Origin of the sequence: Zobellia uliginosa (assembly GCF_900156625.1) — a bacterium.
Lineage (GTDB): Bacteria > Bacteroidota > Bacteroidia > Flavobacteriales > Flavobacteriaceae > Zobellia > Zobellia uliginosa.
Genome location: NZ_FTOB01000004.1, coordinates 596,221 through 618,877, shown reverse-complemented (window position 1 = coordinate 618,877; position 22,657 = coordinate 596,221). Strand labels below are relative to the sequence as shown.

The 22,657-nt window shown below is 45.1% G+C and carries 16 protein-coding genes and 1 pseudogene; 11 read left to right on the top strand and 6 right to left on the bottom strand.

Annotation, left to right across the window (positions count from 1 at the left end; all coding sequences use genetic code 11):
- Positions 1-4 precede the first annotated feature (4 nt).
- The gene (locus BW980_RS15205) at positions 5-1,429 is read right to left on the bottom strand and encodes a T9SS type B sorting domain-containing protein (protein ID WP_076456293.1); all 1,425 of its coding nucleotides are present in this window, start codon (positions 1,427-1,429) and stop codon (positions 5-7) included.
- 120 nt (positions 1,430-1,549) lie between these two features.
- Positions 1,550-3,352: a T9SS type B sorting domain-containing protein gene (locus tag BW980_RS15200; RefSeq protein ID WP_076456025.1), complete on the bottom strand. Its 1,803-nt coding sequence runs from the start codon at positions 3,350-3,352 to the stop codon at positions 1,550-1,552.
- Between the two features lie 200 nt (positions 3,353-3,552).
- On the opposite strand from BW980_RS15200, the gene folE reads away from it, so the two are divergent.
- Positions 3,553-4,233, top strand: coding sequence for a GTP cyclohydrolase I FolE (gene folE / locus BW980_RS15195; protein ID WP_013994106.1), 681 nt, complete (start codon positions 3,553-3,555; stop codon positions 4,231-4,233).
- A 15-nt stretch (positions 4,234-4,248) separates the two neighbouring features.
- Positions 4,249-5,727 carry a cysteine--tRNA ligase gene (gene cysS / locus BW980_RS15190; protein ID WP_076456024.1) on the top strand — a complete coding sequence of 493 codons (1,479 nt, stop codon included), beginning with the start codon at positions 4,249-4,251 and terminating at the stop codon, positions 5,725-5,727.
- 12 nt (positions 5,728-5,739) lie between these two features.
- Here the strand turns inward: cysS and BW980_RS15185 are convergent, their stop codons facing one another.
- Complete coding sequence (locus tag BW980_RS15185; RefSeq protein ID WP_076456292.1) at positions 5,740-6,657, bottom strand: AraC family transcriptional regulator; 918 nt, start codon at positions 6,655-6,657, stop codon at positions 5,740-5,742.
- Positions 6,658-6,879: 222 nt separating this feature from the next.
- Here BW980_RS15185 and BW980_RS15180 point away from each other — a divergent pair, with 222 nt between their 5' ends.
- The 7 genes from BW980_RS15180 (at position 6,880) to BW980_RS15150 (ending at position 15,650) form a co-directional block, all read left to right on the top strand.
- Positions 6,880-8,400 (top strand): aldehyde dehydrogenase family protein, encoded by a 1,521-nt coding sequence (locus BW980_RS15180; RefSeq protein WP_076456023.1) that lies wholly within the window; start codon positions 6,880-6,882, stop codon positions 8,398-8,400.
- Position 8,401: 1 nt separating this feature from the next.
- Positions 8,402-8,773, top strand: a complete 372-nt coding sequence (locus tag BW980_RS15175; RefSeq protein WP_076456022.1) for a DUF779 domain-containing protein — start codon at positions 8,402-8,404, stop codon at positions 8,771-8,773.
- Between the two features lie 158 nt (positions 8,774-8,931).
- Entirely contained in the window at positions 8,932-9,141 is a 210-nt protein-coding gene (yidD, locus tag BW980_RS15170; protein ID WP_076456021.1) for a membrane protein insertion efficiency factor YidD, read from the top strand.
- 136 nt (positions 9,142-9,277) lie between these two features.
- The gene (lgt, locus tag BW980_RS15165; protein WP_076456020.1) at positions 9,278-10,240 is read left to right on the top strand and encodes a prolipoprotein diacylglyceryl transferase; all 963 of its coding nucleotides are present in this window, start codon (positions 9,278-9,280) and stop codon (positions 10,238-10,240) included.
- A gap of 92 nt (positions 10,241-10,332) precedes the next feature.
- Entirely contained in the window at positions 10,333-10,821 is a 489-nt protein-coding gene (locus BW980_RS15160) for a DUF192 domain-containing protein (RefSeq protein ID WP_076456019.1), read from the top strand.
- Positions 10,822-10,827: 6 nt separating this feature from the next.
- Positions 10,828-11,346, top strand: coding sequence for a GNAT family N-acetyltransferase (locus BW980_RS15155; protein ID WP_076456018.1), 519 nt, complete (start codon positions 10,828-10,830; stop codon positions 11,344-11,346).
- Positions 11,347-11,651: 305 nt separating this feature from the next.
- Positions 11,652-15,650, top strand: a complete 3,999-nt coding sequence (locus tag BW980_RS15150; RefSeq protein WP_076456017.1) for an Ig-like domain-containing protein — start codon at positions 11,652-11,654, stop codon at positions 15,648-15,650.
- 103 nt (positions 15,651-15,753) lie between these two features.
- Here the strand turns inward: BW980_RS15150 and BW980_RS15145 are convergent.
- Positions 15,754-16,197: pseudogene (locus tag BW980_RS15145) on the bottom strand (ATP-dependent DNA helicase RecG); the annotation flags it as partial.
- Between the two features lie 202 nt (positions 16,198-16,399).
- On the opposite strand from BW980_RS15145, the gene BW980_RS15140 reads away from it, so the two are divergent.
- A complete protein-coding gene (locus tag BW980_RS15140) occupies positions 16,400-17,641 on the top strand; it encodes an ATP-binding cassette domain-containing protein (RefSeq protein ID WP_076456016.1) in 1,242 nt (413 codons plus the stop codon).
- Positions 17,642-17,762: 121 nt separating this feature from the next.
- Here BW980_RS15140 and secDF read toward each other — a convergent pair whose 3' ends face one another.
- Positions 17,763-20,744: a protein translocase subunit SecDF gene (secDF, locus tag BW980_RS15135; protein ID WP_076456015.1), complete on the bottom strand. Its 2,982-nt coding sequence runs from the start codon at positions 20,742-20,744 to the stop codon at positions 17,763-17,765.
- A 156-nt stretch (positions 20,745-20,900) separates the two neighbouring features.
- Positions 20,901-21,827, bottom strand: coding sequence for a malate dehydrogenase (locus BW980_RS15130; RefSeq protein WP_076456014.1), 927 nt, complete (start codon positions 21,825-21,827; stop codon positions 20,901-20,903).
- Between the two features lie 351 nt (positions 21,828-22,178).
- Here BW980_RS15130 and BW980_RS15125 point away from each other — a divergent pair, with 351 nt between their 5' ends.
- Positions 22,179-22,553, top strand: coding sequence for a hypothetical protein (locus tag BW980_RS15125; protein ID WP_076456013.1), 375 nt, complete (start codon positions 22,179-22,181; stop codon positions 22,551-22,553).
- Positions 22,554-22,657 lie beyond the last annotated feature (104 nt).

The window sequence follows — 22,657 nt, the reverse complement described above, 5'->3', positions numbered from 1 at the left end:
ACTTTTATCGTTTTAGGGCAAAATAAGACTTGGTCAATTTAGCCACTTCTATACCGTTTTCCGGTTCTGAATATTCAAGCCTGAACCAGTATGTAGACGAGGGCAAGGGTCTTCCGTTCAGTGTTCCGTCCCATTCCGAATTGGTATCCAACTGAGCCAAGAGCTTGCCAAAACGGTCAAAAATAAACACCATCGGATTAGCCAACTCCTCTATCCCCTTAATATTCCAGGTATCGTTGGCCCCGTCATTGTTAGGAGTAAAAAACTTAGGATAGCCTATCACCAAAAACTCGGTAGGTTCACTTGTGCCACATCCGTTCTTATCGTTGATTACCACGGTATTTACTCCAGGCGGAACATCATTAAAAACCGGGTCATCTTGAAATTCCCCCTCATTAATGGAGTATTCATAATCCCCATCACCATCAACGAATATTTCAATATTGTTCATATCGGGATCCAACGATAGGTTCGAGTTCAATGTTTCAACACGATCAAGCACGGGTATTCCGTAGAAAGTAATCAGAATATCATCATAAATATGACCTCCCGCGGTGGTTGTAATATCGACAAAGTATCTACCTGAATTCGGACTTGACACGTTTATCTCCGTCGCCGAAGGACCCGAGCCCAAGGTACCATCTACCGTACCATCATCATCGTAGTCAACAGACCAGGCTACATTGGTAAAATCAGGACCTGCCGGGGAATTCAACATACTCAAGGTAATATCTGGGTCACCTTCACATGCAATAATATCCAAGCCCAAAAACTCATCACGCAACGTACAATCCAAAGCCGTATCCTTATCGGACTGAACCGAGCTACCCGTAAAGGTGAGCATAAAAGGCTCTGGATCGCCATCAAAATTGGTGTTGAAATTATTAATCAAGATATAGTACATCTCACCTGCCCTCACATCTAAGTACTCATCGTAGGTATTTAGGTTCTGGGTGGTAGAAGGCACCCCTTGCTGTCCGTTTTCAGGGTTGACGCCCAATCCTGTGAATCGGGTATTGTTAACCTCATAATTACAGCGAATAGGGTCGACCGCTCCGGTAGTAATATCGGTACAATCGACATCGGGCCCATAAACGGCAAAATCCCATTCGGCCGTAGGCGATCCCGAACCACTGACCGGCAACGCCTCAATATCAAAACCCACTTGGCCATCGGTGCCCGCCCTAAAGACAAACCACGAGGTATTATGTTCGATATTGGCTTCGCTAATGCTTCCTTTTTCGAGACATCCGCTTTCGGTAATGACCTCTGGATCGAAATCATCTATAGCTCCCGTGCCATCGGCGTACCCCATAATTGGGGCATCGGCACATACAGGAATAGCGGTTCTGCAGTCAGCTGAATTTTGTGCTTGAATTTCTGTGGCATAAAAAAACGCAACACAGAGTACTGATAGTAAAAAGCGCATAGGTAAAGGGGCTAAAACAATATAACTAGATAACTCAGGAACATTGATTTTAGTATGTTTAAACAGAAAAAACAGGTAGTTTATCGATAAAATGTCGCTTGCCCCCACAAAAAAATACGGCTAGCGTTTCAATGAAAAATGGTTGTTGATATACTTGGCCGTTACCGTCTGGCCCCTAGCATCAACATAGGTAAGTTTAAACCAATAATCCGATTCGGGCAAGGGCCTACCTTGCCAATAACCGTCCCATTCAAGATTTGACGGCTCCAACTGGGCCAAGAGTTTGCCCATGCGGTCAAAAATAGAGATTAAGGGCGAATTCAATGTTTCAACCCCGACAATACCCCAGAGATCGTTGACACCGTCTCCATTGGGGGTGAAAAATTTAGGAAAGCCCACAACCACAATTTGCTCGCTTACGGCCCCGCATCCTTTGGGGTCATTCACACTTACCGTATGCATGCCCGGGCTCACCTGGTAAAAGGTGTTGCCGGTCTGATACGCCCCTTCGTCTAATCGATATTCATAATCGTCCGATGTATCGACCAAGACCGTAACGGTATTATTGTTTTGAAGGTCGTTGATTTCCATTCCCGTAATTTGGGGCGGCCGTGAGATATAAACCGTTACATTTTGGGCCCGACTGCAACTCAAGCCCGATTGCGTATGGGTGACAGTCAGTTTATATTCGCCCGCTTCGGAAACCGTAAGATTCGGTGTAGTCTCCCCCGTACTCCAGAAATAGCTATAATTGGCATTCGGTGAAGACGGACCGATAACGACCCCAGTATTGGACTGACACAAAAATACTTCCGATGGAAAATCGATGTCGGGGGTCTGTAAATTGACCAGTTCGAATTGCTCCGTCACATCAAAGCACTTTGAATTCCCCACAGATGTAAGTCGCACATAAATCGTTTGGGAACCCGTTGGCACCCCGTATTGTTTAGGCAAGGCATTTACCCCGTTCATCGCGTCGGGGAAAGAAGCGTGATAACTTACTACAAAATCGTCTGGAGATTGTCCGCCAAGGGCCTCCACGTCCTTTTGAGACAGATCGTAGACGGATAGGGACGAACAAGAAGCATCATCGGAAACCGCTCCAGTAACGGGACGTTCGGAAAAATGCACTTGAACTTCACTAATAATCGTTTCACTAGGTCGTACGACCTCCACCCTATAGGTCGCAGAGGCATCAACACGGTACTCGGGATCGTGTTCCCCTGCAATCTGGGTAAAACCGCTGCCCGTATCTACGTACCAATTATAGGCAGTCGCTCCTGAGGTCGTAGCGTTCAAATCGACGATATCGCCCTCACAAACCGATTGTGGCGGCCCTAGAAGGTTATTTATTATGGAACAATCCAAAGCGTCATAAGGGTTTGTAACAAATATGTGTCCTGAAAACTGAATTGAAAAGCCCGAATTATTGTTGCTGAAATTGTTAATCATAAGATAGTAATCTTCCCCTGCGGTAACCTCAAGCCAATCTTCATATTGTACGTTTTGGGTATCGCCGGTAGGATCCTCCCCCACCCCTACAAATCGATTTTTATCTTGATTGTCAAAAAAATTACATCGTATGGGTTCCCCTAAGTTATTGCAGTCATTGGATTTGTACAGGGCAAAATCCCAATCTTCAAGTGTATCGATTCCTATATCGAATCCTAATTGTCCGGAGGCCCCGGTTCTAAAACGATACCAAGCCGAGTTCGATTCAATGGCCCCGCTCAAGGTTTGCTCTAGACACCCAGTGGTAACCGCGCTGTTAAAGTCATCTATTCCAAACCCCGTGGTCCCCCCATTGACGGGAGTATTGCTGCAAATAGGAACGGCATTGCCACAATCTGGGGAAACTTGTGCCCTTACGACGCTCGTACCCAAAAAGAACAACACAGACCACAAGATAATAAAACGACTCATTTCAACAGGTTATACCTTAATAGTATAAAAGTACCTTGTTGATTTTCTTAACACCAATTTATGTTGTGTATCAGGACATATAGAACGTAAAGTGCCATATTATGTATATCTTTGCACCTCGTTTTACTTAGCACGAAGTGTAATGTATCGAAACTTTTTAAGACGAATTGGGCATTAGAAATGCCAATAGATATAAGCAGATGAAAATTGACAGTACTTTGGAAAAGCAATTTGAAGATATGGGAAACGACCACGTTTCCGCATCGGAAGATACACCTCTACGTGAAGACGCGTTCGTGTTGAGCGATGATGAGAAGATCAAAAGAATACAAGGAAGCATACGCGAAGTAATGCTGACTTTAGGCCTAGACCTTGATGACGACAGCCTCAAAGGCACCCCGAACAGGGTTGCCAAGATGTTCGTAAAGGAAATTTTTGGCGGACTCCACCCCGACCGAAAGCCCAAATCATCAACTTTTAGTAACAAATATAAATACGGTGAAATGTTGGTGGAGAAGAACATAACGCTCTACTCTACATGTGAACACCACCTTTTGCCCATAGTAGGCCGCGCGCATATCGCATACATCTCAAACGGAACGGTAGTGGGCCTCTCTAAAATGAACCGAGTTGTCGATTATTTTGCCAAAAGACCGCAAGTTCAGGAACGATTGACCATACAGGTCGTTAGGGAGCTACAAAATGTTTTGGGAACCGAAGATGTTGCCTGTGTGATCGACGCCAAGCACCTTTGTGTGAACTCCCGTGGCATACGCGATATCGAAAGTAGTACGGTAACCGCTGAATACGGCGGCAAATTCAAGAATGAAGCCGTACGCCGCGAATTTTTAGACTACCTTAACCTGGATACCACTTTTTAATAGCGCAAGCCTAACATGCAATTGTACCAGCAACAAACGTTAAAGATTTACAATTCCCTCTCCGGTAAAAAAGAAGTTTTCAAACCTTTAAACGAAGGCCATATCGGCATGTATGTCTGCGGTCCAACGGTCTACAGCAATGTTCACCTGGGCAACTGCCGTACCTTTATGTCGTTCGATATGATCTTTAGGTACCTGAGACATTTGGGGTACAAGGTGCGCTATGTACGTAATATAACCGATGCCGGCCACTTAGTCGACGACGCCGAAGACGGGGAGGATAAAATTGCAAAAAAAGCAAGATTAGAGCAGTTGGAACCTATGGAAGTCGTACAACGCTACACCATAGATTTCCACAATATTTTAGAACAGTTCAATTTTTTACCGCCCAGCATAGAGCCCACGGCTACCGGGCACATCATCGAACAGATAGAGATCATTAAGGAGATTCTTGAAAAAGGACTTGCGTATGAGGTAAACGGTTCGGTCTACTTTGATGTCAATAAGTTCAACGAGAGCCACGATTACGGCAAATTAAGCGGCCGGAAATTGGAAGATATGATTGCCAACACCCGTGAATTGGCCGGTCAAGATGAGAAAAAGAGTCCGCAAGACTTTGCACTCTGGAAAAAAGCCGAGCCACAGCACATTATGCGCTGGCCTTCGCCATGGGGAGATGGTTTCCCCGGCTGGCACCTTGAGTGCACGGCAATGAGCACCAAGTATTTAGGCGAGACCTTTGATATTCACGGTGGTGGTATGGACCTGAAATTCCCGCATCACGAATGTGAAATAGCACAGGCGGAAGCCTGTTATGGCCACTCGCCCGTTCGATATTGGATGCATGCCAACATGTTGACCATGAACGGCAAGAAAATGGCAAAATCGACAGGGAACAATATTTTACCGGGTGAAATATTTACCGGAGAGAACAACATCCTTAGCAAGGCCTTTTCCCCTTCCGTAGTTCGCTTCTTTATGATGCAGGCGCATTATACCAGCATATTAGACTTGAGCAACGATGCCCTTTTGGCATCGGAAAAAGGGTTCAACCGCCTAATGGACACCCTTTCCGCCTTGAAAGGATTGGAAACCGGATCAAGCAGTGATTTTGACGTAGAAGCGTGGAAGCAGCAATGCTACGACGCCATGAACGACGATTTCAACACACCTATACTTATCGCCAACCTTTTTGAAGCGGTCAAGCATGTAAACTTGATCAAGGAGGGAAAAGAAAGCATTACCGCAAACGACAAGGAAACCCTTGCCCACACCTTGAACGCATTCGTTTTCGATATTTTGGGACTGGAACAAAAAGGAGGAAGCACCGAAGATGCAGGAAAGCTTTCCGGCGTGGTAGAACTATTGATCGAACTACGAAAAGAAGCTCGTGAAAATAAAGATTTTGCGACCTCGGATAAAATCCGTGACCAATTGGCAGAACTTGGTATCCAACTAAAAGACGGTAAGGAAGGCACCACTTTTAGCCTCTAAAATTTTACTGCACTACAATGGTTCGCTCTGTGCTTTTGCTTGGTAATCACTAGGCGAAAGATGCTGTCGTGCCTTGAATACGCGGTTAAAATACGAGCGGCTTTCAAAACCACATTCCAAATAAACGTTTTTAATGCTTCGTTTCTTGTCTTGCAGAAGGCCTACGGCCAGTTTAATCCTTTCGTTATTGATAAACTCTATAGGCGAAATGCCCAGTTCGGTCTTGAATACCCTATAGAAGTGAGAGGGACTAAAACAGGCCTTACTACTCAGATCTTCCACATTTAATGGCTCGTGAAGATGTTCCCTTATATAGCGTATGACCGAAGCCAACCTACTATTGCTACTGAGCTGCAAGGTCGAATTTGAATAGATCTTACGCTCATTGGTCTGTAATATACGTATGATCAACTCACGCAGCATATTGTCAACAAAAAAATCTTTGGAAGGGTGATTTTCGGTAAACAAAAACAGAAGCCGCTGTAAAATCTGAAAAATACCCATGTCATTTACAAAATGGAAATTGTAATCCATCAGTCCCCATTCGCTTTTATCGTGCTTAGGCATGTTTTCGTTCATCAGTTGCAACACCTTGTTTATTTTATCCTCGGAAATGGCCAAGGCCAGGCAACGGGTGGGGTTTTTACGCATTGCTTCCGGAAAATCGATGCACATGGTTTCATTAGAAGGAAGCACCAAGGATTCCCCTGGTAAAAAATCGAAAGATTCATAGTCCCTTAGATGCATTATTTTCTTCCCCTCGACCATACTCGCCAATACCGGCTGATCAAACTTCAACAACACCCTTTCGGCCTGCTGATGTGTCTCAAACACATGTAAGGCGGCATTATTGAGCGTATAGGAGGTTTGGTTCTCGACCAATGATTCCAGCTTTCGGTTCGAAAGAAATTTATCCGACAATCCTATCATAACAGAACAAGTATCAATTTTCCCCATTAAACACTAAGAAATATACAAAATAAGAGCCAACAATGTATCAATTTAACAAAGAATGATAGAATCCGTCACATCAAAGGTAGAATCGGTCAGACAATTGGCCCTTAACTCCACTACATTTAGAAAACTATTTCTATACACCTGATAAACAGGTATATAATCAAAGAACATACGTATTAACTTAATCCTTTAACCATGAGCACACAAACAGTAGAACACAATCTTCTTCAAAAGCCAAAGTTCAAAGACCAATATGAAAATTACATTGGCGGAAAATGGACTGCACCAGTAAAAGGCGAGTATTTTGACAACCTTTCGCCTGTTGACGGCAAGGTATACACCAAAGTAGCACGCTCTACTTCGGAAGATATTGAATTGGCCATCGATGCCGCATGGAAAGCCGCCCCCGAATGGAACACTTCCTCGGCCACTACAAGAAGTAATATGTTACTAAAGATTGCCGACGTTATGGAGCGCAACCTTGAAACCCTAGCAAGAGCGGAAACCTGGGACAATGGAAAAGCTATTCGCGAAACCACTGCGGCCGATATTCCTTTGGCCATAGACCACTTTCGTTATTTTGCAGGAGTCATACGTGCCGAAGAAGGTTCGGTAAGCGAATTAGACTCCAACACCGTAGCCTTGAACGTTACCGAACCCTTAGGTGTGGTAGGTCAGATTATCCCTTGGAACTTCCCTCTACTTATGGCCACCTGGAAGTTGGCCCCGGCCTTGGCGGCAGGTAACTGCGTTGTTTTAAAACCTGCGGAACAGACCCCTGCTGGAATTATGATCTTAATGGAGCTCATTGACGGCATCCTTCCCGCGGGCGTCTTGAACGTTGTGAACGGTTTTGGAGCCGAAGCGGGGAAACCCTTGGCCTCAAGCCCAAGAATAAGCAAAATTGCATTCACCGGAGAGACTACCACAGGTCAGCTCATAATGCAGTACGCCTCTAAAAACATCACGCCCGTTACCCTAGAACTGGGAGGAAAATCACCTAATATCTTCTTTGAAAGCATTATCGATGCCGACGACGACTTCTTCGACAAATGTTTGGAAGGTGCGGTAATGTTCGCATTGAACCAAGGGGAAGTATGCACCTGTCCCTCAAGAATGTTAGTACAAGAAAGCATTTACGACCGCTTTATGGAAAGGGTCATCGAACGTACCAAGGCCATTAAACTAGGGCATCCCTTAGACCCAACGACCATGATGGGAGCACAGGCCTCAAACGACCAGTACGAAAAAATATTGAACTATATCAACATAGGCAAAGACGAGGGCTGCGAAGTATTGACCGGTGGCGAAGCCGCATATAACGAAGGCCTTGAGGGCGGCTATTACATTCAACCTACCATTCTTAAGGGCAACAATAAGATGCGGGTGTTTCAAGAGGAAATTTTCGGACCCGTCGTCTGTGTCACTACCTTTAAAGACGAAGCAGAGGCCATAGAAATCGCCAATGACACCTTATACGGCCTTGGCGCGGGAGTCTGGACACGTGACACCCATCAGGCCTATCAAATATCAAGGGCGGTGCAAGCCGGACGCGTATGGGTCAATTGCTACCACTTGTATCCTGCACACGCTCCTTTTGGCGGATACAAAAAATCGGGTATCGGTAGGGAAAACCACAAAATGATGTTGGCCCACTACAGACAGACCAAGAACATGTTGATTTCATACGACAAAAAGGCCATGGGCTTCTTTTAAGATGAAAACACAACGCGTTTTAGTTTCGGATGAAGCCAAAGAGGTCATTGAAAAATTGAAGCAAACCCACGGTAAGCTCATGTTCCACCAAAGCGGTGGATGTTGTGACGGGTCTTCCCCCATGTGTTTTAGCGAAGGTGAACTCATACTCAACGAAACCGATATTTGGCTTGGCAATATCGCCGATTGCGACTTTTACATGGCCAAAGACCAGTTCGAGTATTGGAAACACACGCAATTGACCATTGACATCACCGAAGGAAGGGGAGCCAGTTTCTCTTTGGAAATCCCCTTAGGTGTGCGTTTTGTGGTAAAGTCACGATTGTTCTCGGAACAGGAAGCCCTTGACCTTCAACCCGTGCACCACGCTTAAACCCCATAACACGGTTCAGTGTCACTAAAATCCGCATTTAAAAATGCGGATTTTTTTTTATGGACCAGTTCCGGGCTTCCGGATAAGGGTATTGGTTAAATTGTTGTATTTTTATATCCTTAAAACCCATCGTCTTGGCATTATCCCTAAAAAAAATAATGATAACCCCTTTCGTCTTTTTGGTCAGGTTCTATCAAGTCGCCATCTCCCCATACACCCCGGCAAGTTGCCGTTACTCCCCAACATGCTCACAGTATACCCTCGAGGCCTTAAAAAAACACGGACTTTTTAAAGGAGGATGGTTGGCCATTAAACGAATTTTGAGCTGCAACCCTTGGGGAGGAAAAGGCTATGACCCAGTGCCTTAATAATTTAAAAATAAACTAGGGGCAATTGACGGGCAAGAATCCCTGACCGCTTTCCCTCCTTTGATATCAATTTTAAGGACAGCAAGGCATATCGGCTATCTATTTTATTATCTTAGTGCTCTTAAAACTACTTCTCATGTACTTTTTAGGAATCATTTGGAATCCGAACGAAACACTTTTCACCCTCGGTCCGTTACAGATAAAATATTACAATTTACTTTGGATTACCGCCTTCGGTTTAGGCTGGTATATCATGAAGCGTATTTTTACCAACGAGAACAAAACGGTAGAGCAGCTAGATTCGCTCTTTATCTACACGGTTCTTGCCACTATGTTGGGAGCGCGGCTTGGCCACGTATTTTTTTACGATTGGCCGTATTACCAAAACCACTTGCTCGAAATACTTCTTCCTATTCGCGAGAATGCCTCAGGTCAGCTTTTCGGCTTCATCAATGGTTATGAATTTACTGGTTTTACCGGCCTTGCCAGCCATGGTGCCATCATAGGTGTGCTGATCGGAACCTATCTTTACCAAAAGAAATTCCCCGATATGAAAACCCTTTGGCTACTGGACCGTATGGTCATACCGTTTGCCATTGGCGCCTTTTGTGTACGATTGGGCAACTTTTTCAATTCAGAGATCAATGGTAAAATCACCGATGAATCTTTTGTTTTTGCTACAAAGTTCATTCGCGATTCCGATGATATGCACCCCTCCAAAGCCTTGGCCATTACGCAGGAAAAAACGGTAAATGCCGCTTATGCCGCACTGGAGAACAACCCGAAATTTGCCGAACAATTGGCGCAGATCCCGTACCGCCATCCGGCACAATTGTATGAAGGGGTTGCCTATATCTTTGTTTTTATCCTTCTCTACTACCTCTACTGGAAGACCGATAAAAGAAATCGCACTGGATATCTTTTTGGCCTATTTTTAGTTTTGCTTTGGACGATTCGTTTCTTCGTAGAATATGTAAAGAAAAGTCAGGGTGGTTTCGAAGAGAGCCTCGGACTACTATCGACGGGACAATGGTTGAGTATTCCGTTTATTTTTATCGGACTCTACTTTATGTTCCGACCGACAAACAGCAAATCGTAACCCATATTAATTATCCATACCCCCGAAACATCGGATCGAGGTTTTACTAAAATAGCCTCCTTCCCCAACTATCGAATTTAAGCGCTACCAAAATGAAGCACATTAAAATCAGTTTGTACCTTATCTTAACGGTATTTGTTTTTCATTCCTGTAAAGAAGAAACTAAAAAAGTCGTCAAAGCAGAGCCTGTAGTCTTTAAAAAAGAAGGCGAGCTATCTATTTTCAAACAAAAAACGGATAGTTTGATCGCTTCCTTCGATATAGAAATTGCGGAGAGCGAATACGAAACCCAAACCGGTTTAATGTACCGCAAAAGCATGAAGCCCGACCGTGGCATGTTGTTTATCTTTCCGGAAGTGGCCGGGCATTCGTTCTATATGAAGAATACCGAGTTTCCTTTAGACATCATTTTCATCAAGGAAGATATGACCATTGCCAATTATCACGAAAACACCCAACCTTTGAACGAGTCGAGCCTACCTTCGCAAGGAGCGGTACAATACGTACTTGAATTGAATGCCGGTCTTGTTCAAAACTTCGGCATACAACCAGGCGACAGTATTGCCTTCACAAAATTATGATTGCAAATGGATTTACTTTTGGAAAAGGAAACTACCGAGCGATTGCTATTCCGAAAAGTACGCCCCTCCGATTTTGAAACCTGGTTACCCTTTCACCAAGACAAACGTTCTTCAGAGTTTTGGGACGGATTGCCATCTGACCCAAAAGTGGCCTGTCAACAACAGTTCGACCGAATTTTTGAACGCTACGAAAAGCAACTGGGCGGCATGAATGCCCTTATCTCAAAATCGACCGGAGACTTTATCGGTCTGTGCGGACTGCTAAAACAGACCGTAGACGATATTGACGAATTGGAAATAGGGTACTCCATTCTCCCCAAATACTGGCAACAAGGCTATGCTACGGAAGCAGCCCGGCAATGCAAGGCCTATGCCACAAAGCATCAATTGGCCCCTTCGTTAATATCCATAATCCACGTAGACAATCTACCATCTCAAAAAGTAGCGTTGAACAACGGTATGCACCTAGAGAAGACCACGACCTATAATACCAACCCCGTACATATTTTTAGAGTCTTTATATGAAACAAATACTTCTAATTTTAAGGGATAAATCGGAAGTACTCCATTCCTTCCATAAGCCTCTACCTATTCAAATAAAATTACTGCATATTATGGACAATAGCGATAGGTAAAGTAATCACAAATTCAATATCCAATAATTCCATCTTATCCAATAATCCTGCATTTGGCCCAGAGTTTCAATCAAAAAAGCTCCTTGTTTATGCACGGTTGGAACGGATTGCATATCTTGTAGGACTTTCTTTTAAAAACACGGAAAGTTATTGAAGTATTTTTTTAAAATGAGCTAAAAGTTCCCCTACCACTAAATGAAGAACTACACAAAGATCCTGATATCCTGTTTTTGTCTTTTTTTGTTCGCCCTTGCCTGTACCAAGGAGGTAGGGCTTATCACCGAGGTAGAGTTCGAGCTCAGTGAGCAGCACACCGCCGAGGGCTATGTGAACCAAGGGCTTCCCAGCACCTTTACCATCGTTCCCGAGGAGGTACTGGAGAACTACGAATACACCATCACCTATGAGGTACTCGACGGCGAGGGCCATTTCGAGGACATGGAGGGCAACCGTTTGGAATCCGGGAAGGGGTGGCCCGTATCCGAGGGCCTTTCCGCGCCCTTGGTCTACATGGGCTCCAAGACCGGCGGACATAGGGTAAAAATAACCGGGGCGAACAACTTCGGGATTTCACAGGATATAGAGGTCACCTACGAGCTCTCCGATGTACCGGTGGTCTGGGAGGCCTCTAGCGAGCTCTCCGAGCTCGAACTGGAAAAACCGGTGGACGTTTCACTCGTGTTCGAAAGGCTGGACACCGACCTAGAGGTCGGCTACCAGGCCGTATACGGGTTCGGTTCGGGCGCGGGAAGCCTCGGACCTTCGGAGGAGAACGGTTACGCCCCAAAGGGGGAATACGGCCCTATCGTTCCCGGTACCTATCCGCTGGTCTTCACGCCTTCGGAGATAGGTCCCCAACAACTGGTCTTCACCCTGCGCGACAGTAACGGACAGGAAATCGAGGCTAGTGTGGACTTCAACGTGGTGGATTTTATAGAGGTGATATCGCTAACCCTTTCGAGCCAGGATACGATCAAGATGAAGCTCGGGGACGAGATCCCCCCTGCATTCACCTTCGACCCGCCCAATGCTAGCGATCAGGAAGTAACGGTGGTCTCCAGTGACCCCGATGTCGTTTTTATAGACGAAAACAATGTCTGTATCGCCGTAGGGCTAGGCATGGCGGAGGTTACGGTAACCTCCGTTTCCAATCCCGATGCCAGCGATACGGTCACCGTAGAGGTGATCCCCCCGGACAGGGTCCCGGTAACGGGCATTTCCGTTTCACAGGCGGACCCCGGTGCCACGGGAGCGCAGCGCCAACTGATGGCAACGGTCCTTCCCGATAATGCGACGGATCCGGCCGTGAACTGGTCCTCAGGCGACAATACCATAGCGACCGTGGACGGGAACGGTATCCTGACCGGTCTTTCCGCGGGAACGGTCACCATAACGGCCACCTCGGTCTCCGACCCAGAGGTCAGCGGAAGCATCCTTGTCGAGATCACGGGGGTATCGCTACAATCGGCGAACGACATAGAGGCCTTCGCCCTGAACGGCCAGATCGAGACGGCAACGATAGATACGCAGGCCCATACCGTTTCGGTGACCGTTCCCGAGGGCACGCCGCTGAACGTAGCCCCCGTACTGTTGATAGTCTCGGAAGGTGCCAACGTGGCACCGGCCCTCTTGCAGGCACGCGATTTCACTTCCCCTGTGGAATATACCGTCACATCGGGCAACGGTACCGAACAGGTCTGGACGGTAACGGCCAAGGTACTGGTAATGCCCGTTGCGGGGGATACCGATATCACAGCCTTTGGACTTCCCGGACAGAACAGTTCCGACATCGATACAGAGAACCATACAATAAGCGTCAATGTACCCGACGGAACAAATCTTAACGTAGCCCCTCAGGTACTGGAAATCTCCCCCGGGGCGACCGTGGCACCGGCCATCGACCAGGTCCGGGACTTCTCAGGTGCAGTTACCTATACGGTGAGTCCCGAGACGGGAACGCCACAGGTATGGACGGTGAACGTGACCGTATCCCAGCCCACGGGGAGCGACCTGAACGCGATAACGGGCTTTGCGCTCCCCGTTCAGAACAGTGTGACCATAAACGATGTAGACCATACCATAACGGTGAACGTACCGAACGGAACGGACCTGAACGTAGTTCCCGCCCAATTGGATATTTCCACCGGGGCCAATATCGAACCCGGTCCGGCCTCGCAACAGGATTTCAGCCAGCCCGTGAACTACACCGTGACCGCCGGGAACGGTAGCCCACAGGTCTGGACCGTGAACGTTGACGTTGCCCCGAACCAACCTCCCATTGCCAATGACGATACGGCCGTAGTGGAACTTGGGGAAACAGTGCGCATCGATGTCACGGACAACGATACCGATACGGATAACCCGAATACCGACCTTGTAATATCCGGTGCTCTTGGTGTACAGCCCATAAATGCAGGTTCGTTTACAATCGAAGGACAGGAAATAGTATTCACCAGTTCCGGTGATTATACCGGAGATGCCACGTTCGGTTATACTATTAACGATGGAAACACGGGCAACGATGATTCTGCAGTAGTTACAGTAACGATTTTTGAAACGGAAGTCAAGCTTACTGACGTAAGTGTTACACCTACCACGGCCACGATAACTGCGGGGGAGGGTACGGACCTAACGGCTACGGTATTGCCTGCCAACGCATCCAATCCTAGCGTAAGCTGGTCTTCATCGAATCCCGCCGTTGCTACGGTAAACGGGACGGGACGGGTAACGGGTGTTTCCGCAGGTTCAGCAACTATTACGGTAACCTCGCAAGATGGCACCAATTTAACGGCAACCGCTACTATAACGGTAGAAGCTGCCACAGTAGGTGTTACTGGCGTAAGTGTCGCACCTACCACGGCCACGGTAACTGCGGGGGAGAGTGCCGACCTAACGGCTACGGTATTGCCCGCCAACGCATCCAATCCTAGCGTAAGCTGGTCTTCATCGAATCCCGCCGTTGCTACGGTAAGCGGGACGGGACGGGTAACGGGTGTTTCCGCAGGTTCAGCTATTATTACGGTCACCTCGCAAGATGGTACGAATTTAACGGCAACCGCTACTATAACGGTAGAAGCTGCCACAGTAGGTGTTACTGGCGTAAGTGTCGCACCTACCACGGCCACGATAACTGCGGGGGAGGGTACGGACCTAACGGCTACGGTATTGCCTGCCAACGCATCCAATCCTAGCGTAAGCTGGTCTTCATCGAATCCCGCAGTTGCCACGGTAAGCGGGACGGGACGGGTAACAGGTGTTTCCGCAGGTTCAGCCATTATTACGGTAACCACGCAAGATGGTACCAATTTAACGGCAACCGCTACTATAACGGTAGAAGCTGCCACAGTAGGTGTTACTGGCGTAAGTGTCGCACCTACCACGGCCACGATAACTGCGGGGGAGGGTACGGACCTAACGGCTACGGTATTGCCTGCCAACGCATCCAATCCTAGCGTAAGCTGGTCTTCATCGAATCCCGCAGTTGCCACGGTAAGCGGGACGGGACGGGTAACGGGTGTTTCCGCAGGTTCAGCTATTATTACGGTAACCACGCAGGACGGTAATTTTGAAGCAATCAGTGTCATAACGGTGGAGGCGGCCACGATAGACGTTACAGGGGTGAGTGTTACACCGACTACTACCACGGTAACCGTAGGGAGCGGCACCAATCTAGCAGCTACGGTATCACCAGCCGAGGCATCTAACCCTAACGTAACGTGGTCTTCATCGAACCCCGCCGTTGCTACGGTAAACGGGACGGGACGGGTAACGGGTGTTTCCGTAGGTTCAGCTATTATTACCGTAACCACGCAGGACGGTAATTTTACAGCTACCAGTAATATAACGATAAGACCAGTGCCAGTAACAATAACATATAATAAAGATACTGGTGAATACCGGGCACCAGCTGGGTCAAGAGTTACAGTCACACTTAGGTCAGAAGGTACTGGTAAAGGAAATGCGACTGTATCAGGAGGTGGAGGTTCAGCAGATACTTCATGGAACGGACGAGATGATACTATAGAATTTAGCAAAGTGGATACTTATGAATTTACAATGCCGCCAAGTGGAAGGGTAACTTTTTCGTCCAATCATAGACAAATATTTGGTAGTTCGAATTCGAGAGTTACAATTGGTAATAATCAAGGATCCACTAAAGGTTTTACAGTACCAGTTAACGGTGGTATACCCTGATAATTCTTTAAAATTTTGAAATTGAATTATTTGATTGTGATTTATTCCGTTGTCAATAACACCTCGAATCATTCTTGGAATAAGAAAAGGAACTGCGAAAAAATCAACTAACATAACTCCAAATATTCTTACACTTCACAAGTAGAGAATAAGCATGTCTTATGACCAGGTTTTCTGGTTTCTCAAGGGAAGAGTCATGTTTGAGAAGCTGCATGCCATAATAGTGCGCAGTCTTGAGAATATCGTTGTCCTTTACAATATCTGCTATCTTTGGCTTAAGTACTCCGCTTTCTTAGGGACCCATAATATCTCCTATCCCCCTTAGTTTTAAGCCGACTTCTGCAATCTCAAAACCATCATTGGTTTGTACCATGGTCTGCAGTCGGATTTTTGCTTCGGAAGAAAGTTTGTGACTTGTCATAAGGATACAAAAACTCTGATCAGCACCTCTAATTACACGACCGCGAAGCTGATGTAGTTGCGAAAACCCAAATTGTTCCGCACTCCCAATGGTCATTACCGCAGCTCTTGGAACGTTTACACTTACTTAATACTGACTTCAAAGCCATACTAGCGAGATATCATTGCATATATAACTTATGTTCAAAAACACCAGCTTATCTGGTTAATAATTTCTATAATTCATACAAAGAACATATCTTCTCAAAAAAATGGCTTTGAACAATGATATGTATTTAGAAAAACCTACATCATAACAATAATACTTTACATATTTTTAGAGTCTTTATATGAAACAAAAACATTGGGCCATATTTACCGGCAACACCTCCCAAAAAGAAGAATTGATCGATAGCCTACTCGAAGGACCGCTTCCTAAAGGTTTTGACGAACTAAAACACCTCGAAGGAAGCCTTTTATCGAAATTGGCCGTCGAAGGTTTTATCGACAAGGAAGACCGCCATGGCAGCAAGATAATTACATCGGATACCCCGCAAAGTTTAAAATCGATGTCTAGTGGTGAACAGAAAAAAGCTTTATTGAAACACATTCTCAGCACCCAACCCGATTTTATCATTCTAGACAACCCCTTTGACAACCTCGACACCACTGCACAAGAAGACCTCAAAACGAAGCTGAAGAAAGTTTCGGCACATACCCCCATGATTCAACTATTAAGCCGTAAAACGGACTTATTGCCCTTTGCCAACACCTTTGCCAAACTAGAAGGCAAAAATCTGGTTTTTAGCGATACCATAGAATCCCTATTGAAGCAGCAGGAAAAACAAGTTTTTGCCGATGACATTCCCCTACCCATCGATTCGTACAAAATTGAGGGTGAAACATTGATCGAATTAAAAGGCGTTGGGGTGACCTATAGCGACAAACCCATTTTAAGAGATATCGATTGGCAAATCAAAAAAGGGGAATTCTGGGAACTACGGGGCCGTAACGGCAGCGGAAAAACCACCATATTATCAATGATAACCGGAGAAAACCCAAAAGGATACGGACAAGAACTCTATATTTTCGGCCGTAAGAAGGGCACCGGGGAAAGCGTTTGGGAAATTAAAAAGCGCATAGGCTATTTTACGCCCTCCATGACCGATAAATTTACCGGCTACCATTCGATCAATCATATGATCATATCAGGCCTTAACGATTCTATAGGGCTGTACGTACAACCCACCGAAGCACAGTTGCGCGCAGCAAAGGAATGGTTACAACTTATTGGGCTATGGCACATAAAAGACCAACTTTTTCACGACCTGTCAATGGGCCAAAAACGATTGGTCATGTGCGCCAGGGCCATGATCAAACATCCTCCGTTGCTTATTCTCGACGAACCTACCGCGGGTCTCGACGATGAAAGTGCCGCGCTTTTTGTAGCCTTGGTGAATAAATTCGCCAACGAAAGCAATACTGCGGTCATTTTTGTCTCACACCGAAAAGAACCCGGACTAGAAGCCGAATTCATCTATCAGCTAGAAAAATCGGAAACCGGGTCAACAGGTCGCATACTGACTTCTTAAAACCAACTCCCTCTCCATTACCCAAAAAAATTCCTATAAATATAAAAGCCGTTTGCAGTAGCAAACGGCTTTTATAATCAATTGAGCTAGTTAGTTCATAACCCCTCAAATATTGAGAAATTTATTTTTCCGCCTCGGCATTGTCCTTAACCAGACCCCCTGCCCTTGCGGTTTTGTTCAATGTGTCATACATCACCGGTGTAGCGATAAACAATGAAGAATATGTACCAACAATAATACCTATTATCATAGCGAACATAAATCCTCTAAGCGATTCCCCTCCGAAGATGAATATGGCCAACAATACTACCAAGGTAGTCAAAGACGTATTCAACGTACGGCTTAATGTACTGTTAAGGGCCAAATTGATGTTGTCGCCTCCGCGCCATCCTCTCTCACCAATAATCTCACGAATACGGTCAAAAACAACCACGGTATCGTTCAAGGAGTATCCGATTACGGTCAATATTGCTGCAATGAAGGCTTGGTCGATTTCCATGTTGAACGGCATAACCGTACCGAACAATGAGAAGATACCCAATACGATCATGACATCGTGAAACACTGCCGCTACCGCTCCTAAAGAGAATTGCCATTTACGGAAACGGAACAAGATATACAAGAACACTACCGCCAAGGAGCCCAAAATGGCCAAGAAAGCGTTATTCTTAATATCATCGGCGATAGTAGGTCCAACTTTTACAGATTGTAAAATACCTATGGATTTATCACCGGAACCAATTTTAAAGCTCTGCTCGCTAATACCGTCTGGAAGGTATTTCTGCAAGGCAGTATATAATTTATTCTGAATCTCGTTATCTACTTCAATACCCTCTACATCTACTTTGTAAGGTGTGGTTATCTTGATTTGGTTGGCATCACCAAATGTTTTTACATTTGTTCCACTACCAAAGACATCGTTTAGTTCGGAAGCAATTTCAGAAGCACTAACCGCTTGCTCAAAACGCACTTGATACGAACGTCCCCCAATAAAATCGACCCCTTGCTGTAATCCGTTCGTCAATAAAGAGAAAACACTTACCCCTACCAATATAGCAGAGAAGATATAGGCCATCTTTCTTTTGGAAAGAAAATCGATATTGATATTCTTGAAAAGATTTTTGGTCAATCCGGTCGAGAATTCAAGTGTACGTCCCTTACCGTCAATATACCAGTCTACCAATAGACGAGTAATAAATATGGCGGTAAACAACGAAGTTACGATACCAATAAGTAGGGTTGTTGCAAAACCCTTGATCGGACCTGATCCGAAGATAAAAAGGATAATTGCAGTAAGCCCCGTTGTAATGTTAGCATCGAGAATAGAAGAAAGGGCATTGCCAAAACCATCGGCCACGGCCAAGGACTTTCCTTTTCCTTTACCCAGCTCTTCCTTAATACGTTCAAAGATCAGTACGTTCGCATCCACAGACATACCAATGGTAAGAACGATACCCGCGATACCCGGCAAGGTCAATACCGCACTTAAGCTGGTCAAGACCCCGAATATCAATAGAATGTTCAACAACAAAGCTATGTCGGCAAAGCCACCGGCCTTACCATAATAGAAAATCATCCAGACCAATACAATGGCCATGGCAATCATAAACGACATAAAACCACTATCAATAGCCTCTTGCCCTAAAGATGGACCTACCACCTCTGATTGAATGATCTCAGCCGACGCCGGTAATTTACCGGCACGTAGTACGTTGGCAATGTCTTTTGTTTCGTTCACCGTAAAGGTACCTGTAATCTCTGAACGACCTCCCGATATAGGCCCCGAGGAAACACCAGGGGCAGTATATACCTTATTGTCCAATACAATGGCGATACCGGTTCTGTTGTTATAGGCATCACCTGTAAGCTTCTCCCATTCCTTGGCTCCTTTGGTATTCATGCTCATAGTAACCGCAGGCTTCCCGTTCACGAACTCATCACGTGCATCGTTCACCACATCACCACTGATTCTTGGAGTACCGTCCCTGTTCGACTTTAAGGCATACAGTTCTACTATTTCAGAACCTTCGGTAGGTCGCTCCCATAAAAACTTGACAAATTGCATACTAGCAGGAAGCAATCTCCTAATTTCTTTCATTCTTAGGTAAGAACCGATTTCGGCCGTATCTTGAATAGCGGCAACACCAACGGCATAACTAGGCGCCCCTAATTGGAATTTATCGAACAACGGATTACGCTGACCGGCAATATCCAATGAATCTTGGGAAACATCGGAAAGAAGCGAATCGAGTTCAGATTCCTTTTTAACCGGTTCGTCGGCCTCATCGGTATCGACCAATGATTTTAGCGTTTCATTGGCCTGAAAAAAGAAGCCTTGTAGCTCAGGGTCGTTAGGTTGGTAGGTTTCCCAGAACTCAAGTTGTGCCGTACTGGACAACAAGTCTTGTGCACGGGCAATATCCCTGGCACCTGGCAATTCCACCAAAATACGTCCTGAATTACCCTCACGTTGAATGTTGGGCTGTGTTACACCAAAACCATCGATACGCTCGCGAAGTACTTCAAAAGCGGATACGATAGATTCGTCAATTTTTCTTCGGATGATAGGCTTAACCTCATCATCGGTCATTTGAAAATTAACCTCACCGCTCAACTCTTTATTCGCAAAAATATCGGGAGATGCTAGTTTTGTATCACCTCTAATTTTGTCAAATGCATTGAAAAAAAGTTCGATAAATGTATCGTCACTGTTTTTCGAAGCCGCTTCAGCGTCGGCCAATGCCTTGTTGAACACAGGATTTTTGGTATTGTTCGCCAAACCTTTCAAGATATCCTTAACGGAAATCTGCAAGGTTACGTTAATCCCCCCTTTAAGGTCAAGCCCTTTGTTCAGCTCTTTTTTCTTGGCTTCGTTATAATTGGTAAAACCAAGTATCGACTGATCTCCGATCGAGTCTAAATACCTAGCTTCTAATGCTTCGCGCTTGGAAACATAATTCTCTTCAGCATCTGAAATGCGGCTTTCCGCATACCTTTTTGCCTCGTTTTCTACCTTACCACCTATAAAAGTATAGGATAGTTGATAGATACTTACTAGCCCAAAGAGTAGGGCAAAAAGCTTAATAAGTCCTTTATTCTGCATTGGTTACGTGAATTAATTGCGTGCTTTTTATAACAGCGTGCAAATATATGATTTTCCCATAGGAATTGACAATATATTTAGAGTTATTGTAAAATGAAAACATCTGCCCCAGAAATATTTCCGGAACAGATGTTAGAGTTTCATACGACCCAGCGACTATAATTCTAAAAGCCCGTTGGTCTTTTTCACACCTGCCGCGCTTTCTTGCATTTTTGCCTTTTCAGCATCGCTTAAAGGAATATCGACTATTTTTTCGATACCGTTTTTACCCAACACAACAGGTACACCTATACAAATATCGTTAAGGTCGTATTCACCTTCCAATAAGGTAGAACATGGAAAAATCTTTTTCTGATCACAAGCAATAGCCTGTACAAGTCCAGAAACGGCAGCACCTGGCGCATACCATGCACTCGTACCCAACAACTTTGTTAAAGTAGCCCCACCGACCTTAGTGTCTTCGGCCACTTGCTGTAAACGGTCTTCAGACAAGAATTCGGAAACACGGATACTGTTTCTTGTAGCGTGAGAGGTCAACGGAACCATACCCGTATCACTGTGCCCACCTATTACCATACCATCAACATCGGAAATCGGAGCTTCCAAAGCTTCGGCCAAGCGGTATTTAAAACGTGCACTATCCAAAGCACCGCCCATACCTATAATTTTATTCTTGGGAAGACTTGTAGTCTTGTGTACCAAGTAGGTCATGGTATCCATAGGATTACTTACCACGATCAAAGTTACATTAGGTGAATGCTCCACAAGGTTGGCCGATACCGTTTTTACGATTCCTGCATTGATACCTATCAATTCTTCACGGGTCATTCCTGGTTTTCTAGGGATACCGGAAGTAATTACGGCTATATCACTATTGGCCGTTTTGGAATAATCACTGGTTACACCTGTAATTTTGGTATCGAAACCGTTTAACGATGCGGTTTGCATCAAGTCCATTGCCTTACCTTCGGCGTATCCTTCCTTGATATCCAACAAGACCACCTCAGATGCAAAATTTTTAATGGCTATATACTCGGCACAGCTTGCACCTACTGCTCCTGCCCCTACTACGGTAACTTTCATTTGTTATAGTTTATTTATTATTAAAGACTTTTTTTGGCCTTTTGATTTGATACCAAACCAATTACACTTGACATCAACTGCCAAAGAACCGATTTAGACCGAATAAAATCTAAATTCTCAAAAGGGTTTCCAAAAATAAACAATCTCAAAAGAAAACTACCGTGAAAATTAGGTTAAATGGCAGAAATATCTTCGACGAAATACTCGGTGAAATGCACTCCTGTTAAAATTAAATGCGCTTTAACGAAGAATAAAGCCTTTTGTTGCCGTACGTCGAATTATAGCAATAGGAGTTTGCAATTGGGCGTTCTTAAAGTATAAAATCCCCTAATCACCCAAAAAAACATCACAATGAAAAAAGTCTTTTCATTATTAGCAATAATAGCCATCATTCTCGCCAGCAACTGCTCACGGATTCCCGAAAACGACAATCCCGTAATCGGTATTTGGTCAGATATTGAAGTGGCCCCGGCCAGTACGACCGCAAAGTCGCAAACCGTACGAAAAGAATGGATATTCAACGACGCCTACTTAGGTCGCTACCACCGAAAAATAAACGGCAGTATCACCTTTAAGACGGATTTTAAATGGAGTTACGAGAATGACAAATACATCATATCTTATCCTGGAACGGACATGGAAGACCAAGTACTCTCCATGAAATCTTCGGAAGAAGGCAATACCTTGGCCGATGCCATCGGTAATGTAATAGCCGTTCGGGAATAACAATTTTACTAGGTTTCAAATACGCTAAAGCCATATTCTTAAATGAATATGGCTTTTTTAATATCCCTACTTTCCGCTTCGACCGAAATATACACACTGCCGAC

Coding starts and splice junctions, on each gene's coding strand:
- lgt (WP_076456020.1), top strand. CDS start 9,278: ATGTACTTTTTAGGAATCATTTGGAATCCGAACGAAACACTTTTCACC.
- BW980_RS15140 (WP_076456016.1), top strand. CDS start 16,400: ATGAAACAAAAACATTGGGCCATATTTACCGGCAACACCTCCCAAAAA.
- BW980_RS15205 (WP_076456293.1), bottom strand. CDS start 1,429: ATGCGCTTTTTACTATCAGTACTCTGTGTTGCGTTTTTTTATGCCACA.
- BW980_RS15125 (WP_076456013.1), top strand. CDS start 22,179: ATGAAAAAAGTCTTTTCATTATTAGCAATAATAGCCATCATTCTCGCC.
- yidD (WP_076456021.1), top strand. CDS start 8,932: ATGATAACCCCTTTCGTCTTTTTGGTCAGGTTCTATCAAGTCGCCATC.
- BW980_RS15200 (WP_076456025.1), bottom strand. CDS start 3,352: ATGAGTCGTTTTATTATCTTGTGGTCTGTGTTGTTCTTTTTGGGTACG.
- secDF (WP_076456015.1), bottom strand. CDS start 20,744: ATGCAGAATAAAGGACTTATTAAGCTTTTTGCCCTACTCTTTGGGCTA.
- BW980_RS15175 (WP_076456022.1), top strand. CDS start 8,402: ATGAAAACACAACGCGTTTTAGTTTCGGATGAAGCCAAAGAGGTCATT.
- BW980_RS15185 (WP_076456292.1), bottom strand. CDS start 6,657: ATGATAGGATTGTCGGATAAATTTCTTTCGAACCGAAAGCTGGAATCA.
- BW980_RS15155 (WP_076456018.1), top strand. CDS start 10,828: ATGGATTTACTTTTGGAAAAGGAAACTACCGAGCGATTGCTATTCCGA.
- BW980_RS15130 (WP_076456014.1), bottom strand. CDS start 21,827: ATGAAAGTTACCGTAGTAGGGGCAGGAGCAGTAGGTGCAAGCTGTGCC.
- folE (WP_013994106.1), top strand. CDS start 3,553: ATGAAAATTGACAGTACTTTGGAAAAGCAATTTGAAGATATGGGAAAC.
- BW980_RS15150 (WP_076456017.1), top strand. CDS start 11,652: ATGAAGAACTACACAAAGATCCTGATATCCTGTTTTTGTCTTTTTTTG.
- BW980_RS15160 (WP_076456019.1), top strand. CDS start 10,333: ATGAAGCACATTAAAATCAGTTTGTACCTTATCTTAACGGTATTTGTT.
- BW980_RS15180 (WP_076456023.1), top strand. CDS start 6,880: ATGAGCACACAAACAGTAGAACACAATCTTCTTCAAAAGCCAAAGTTC.
- cysS (WP_076456024.1), top strand. CDS start 4,249: ATGCAATTGTACCAGCAACAAACGTTAAAGATTTACAATTCCCTCTCC.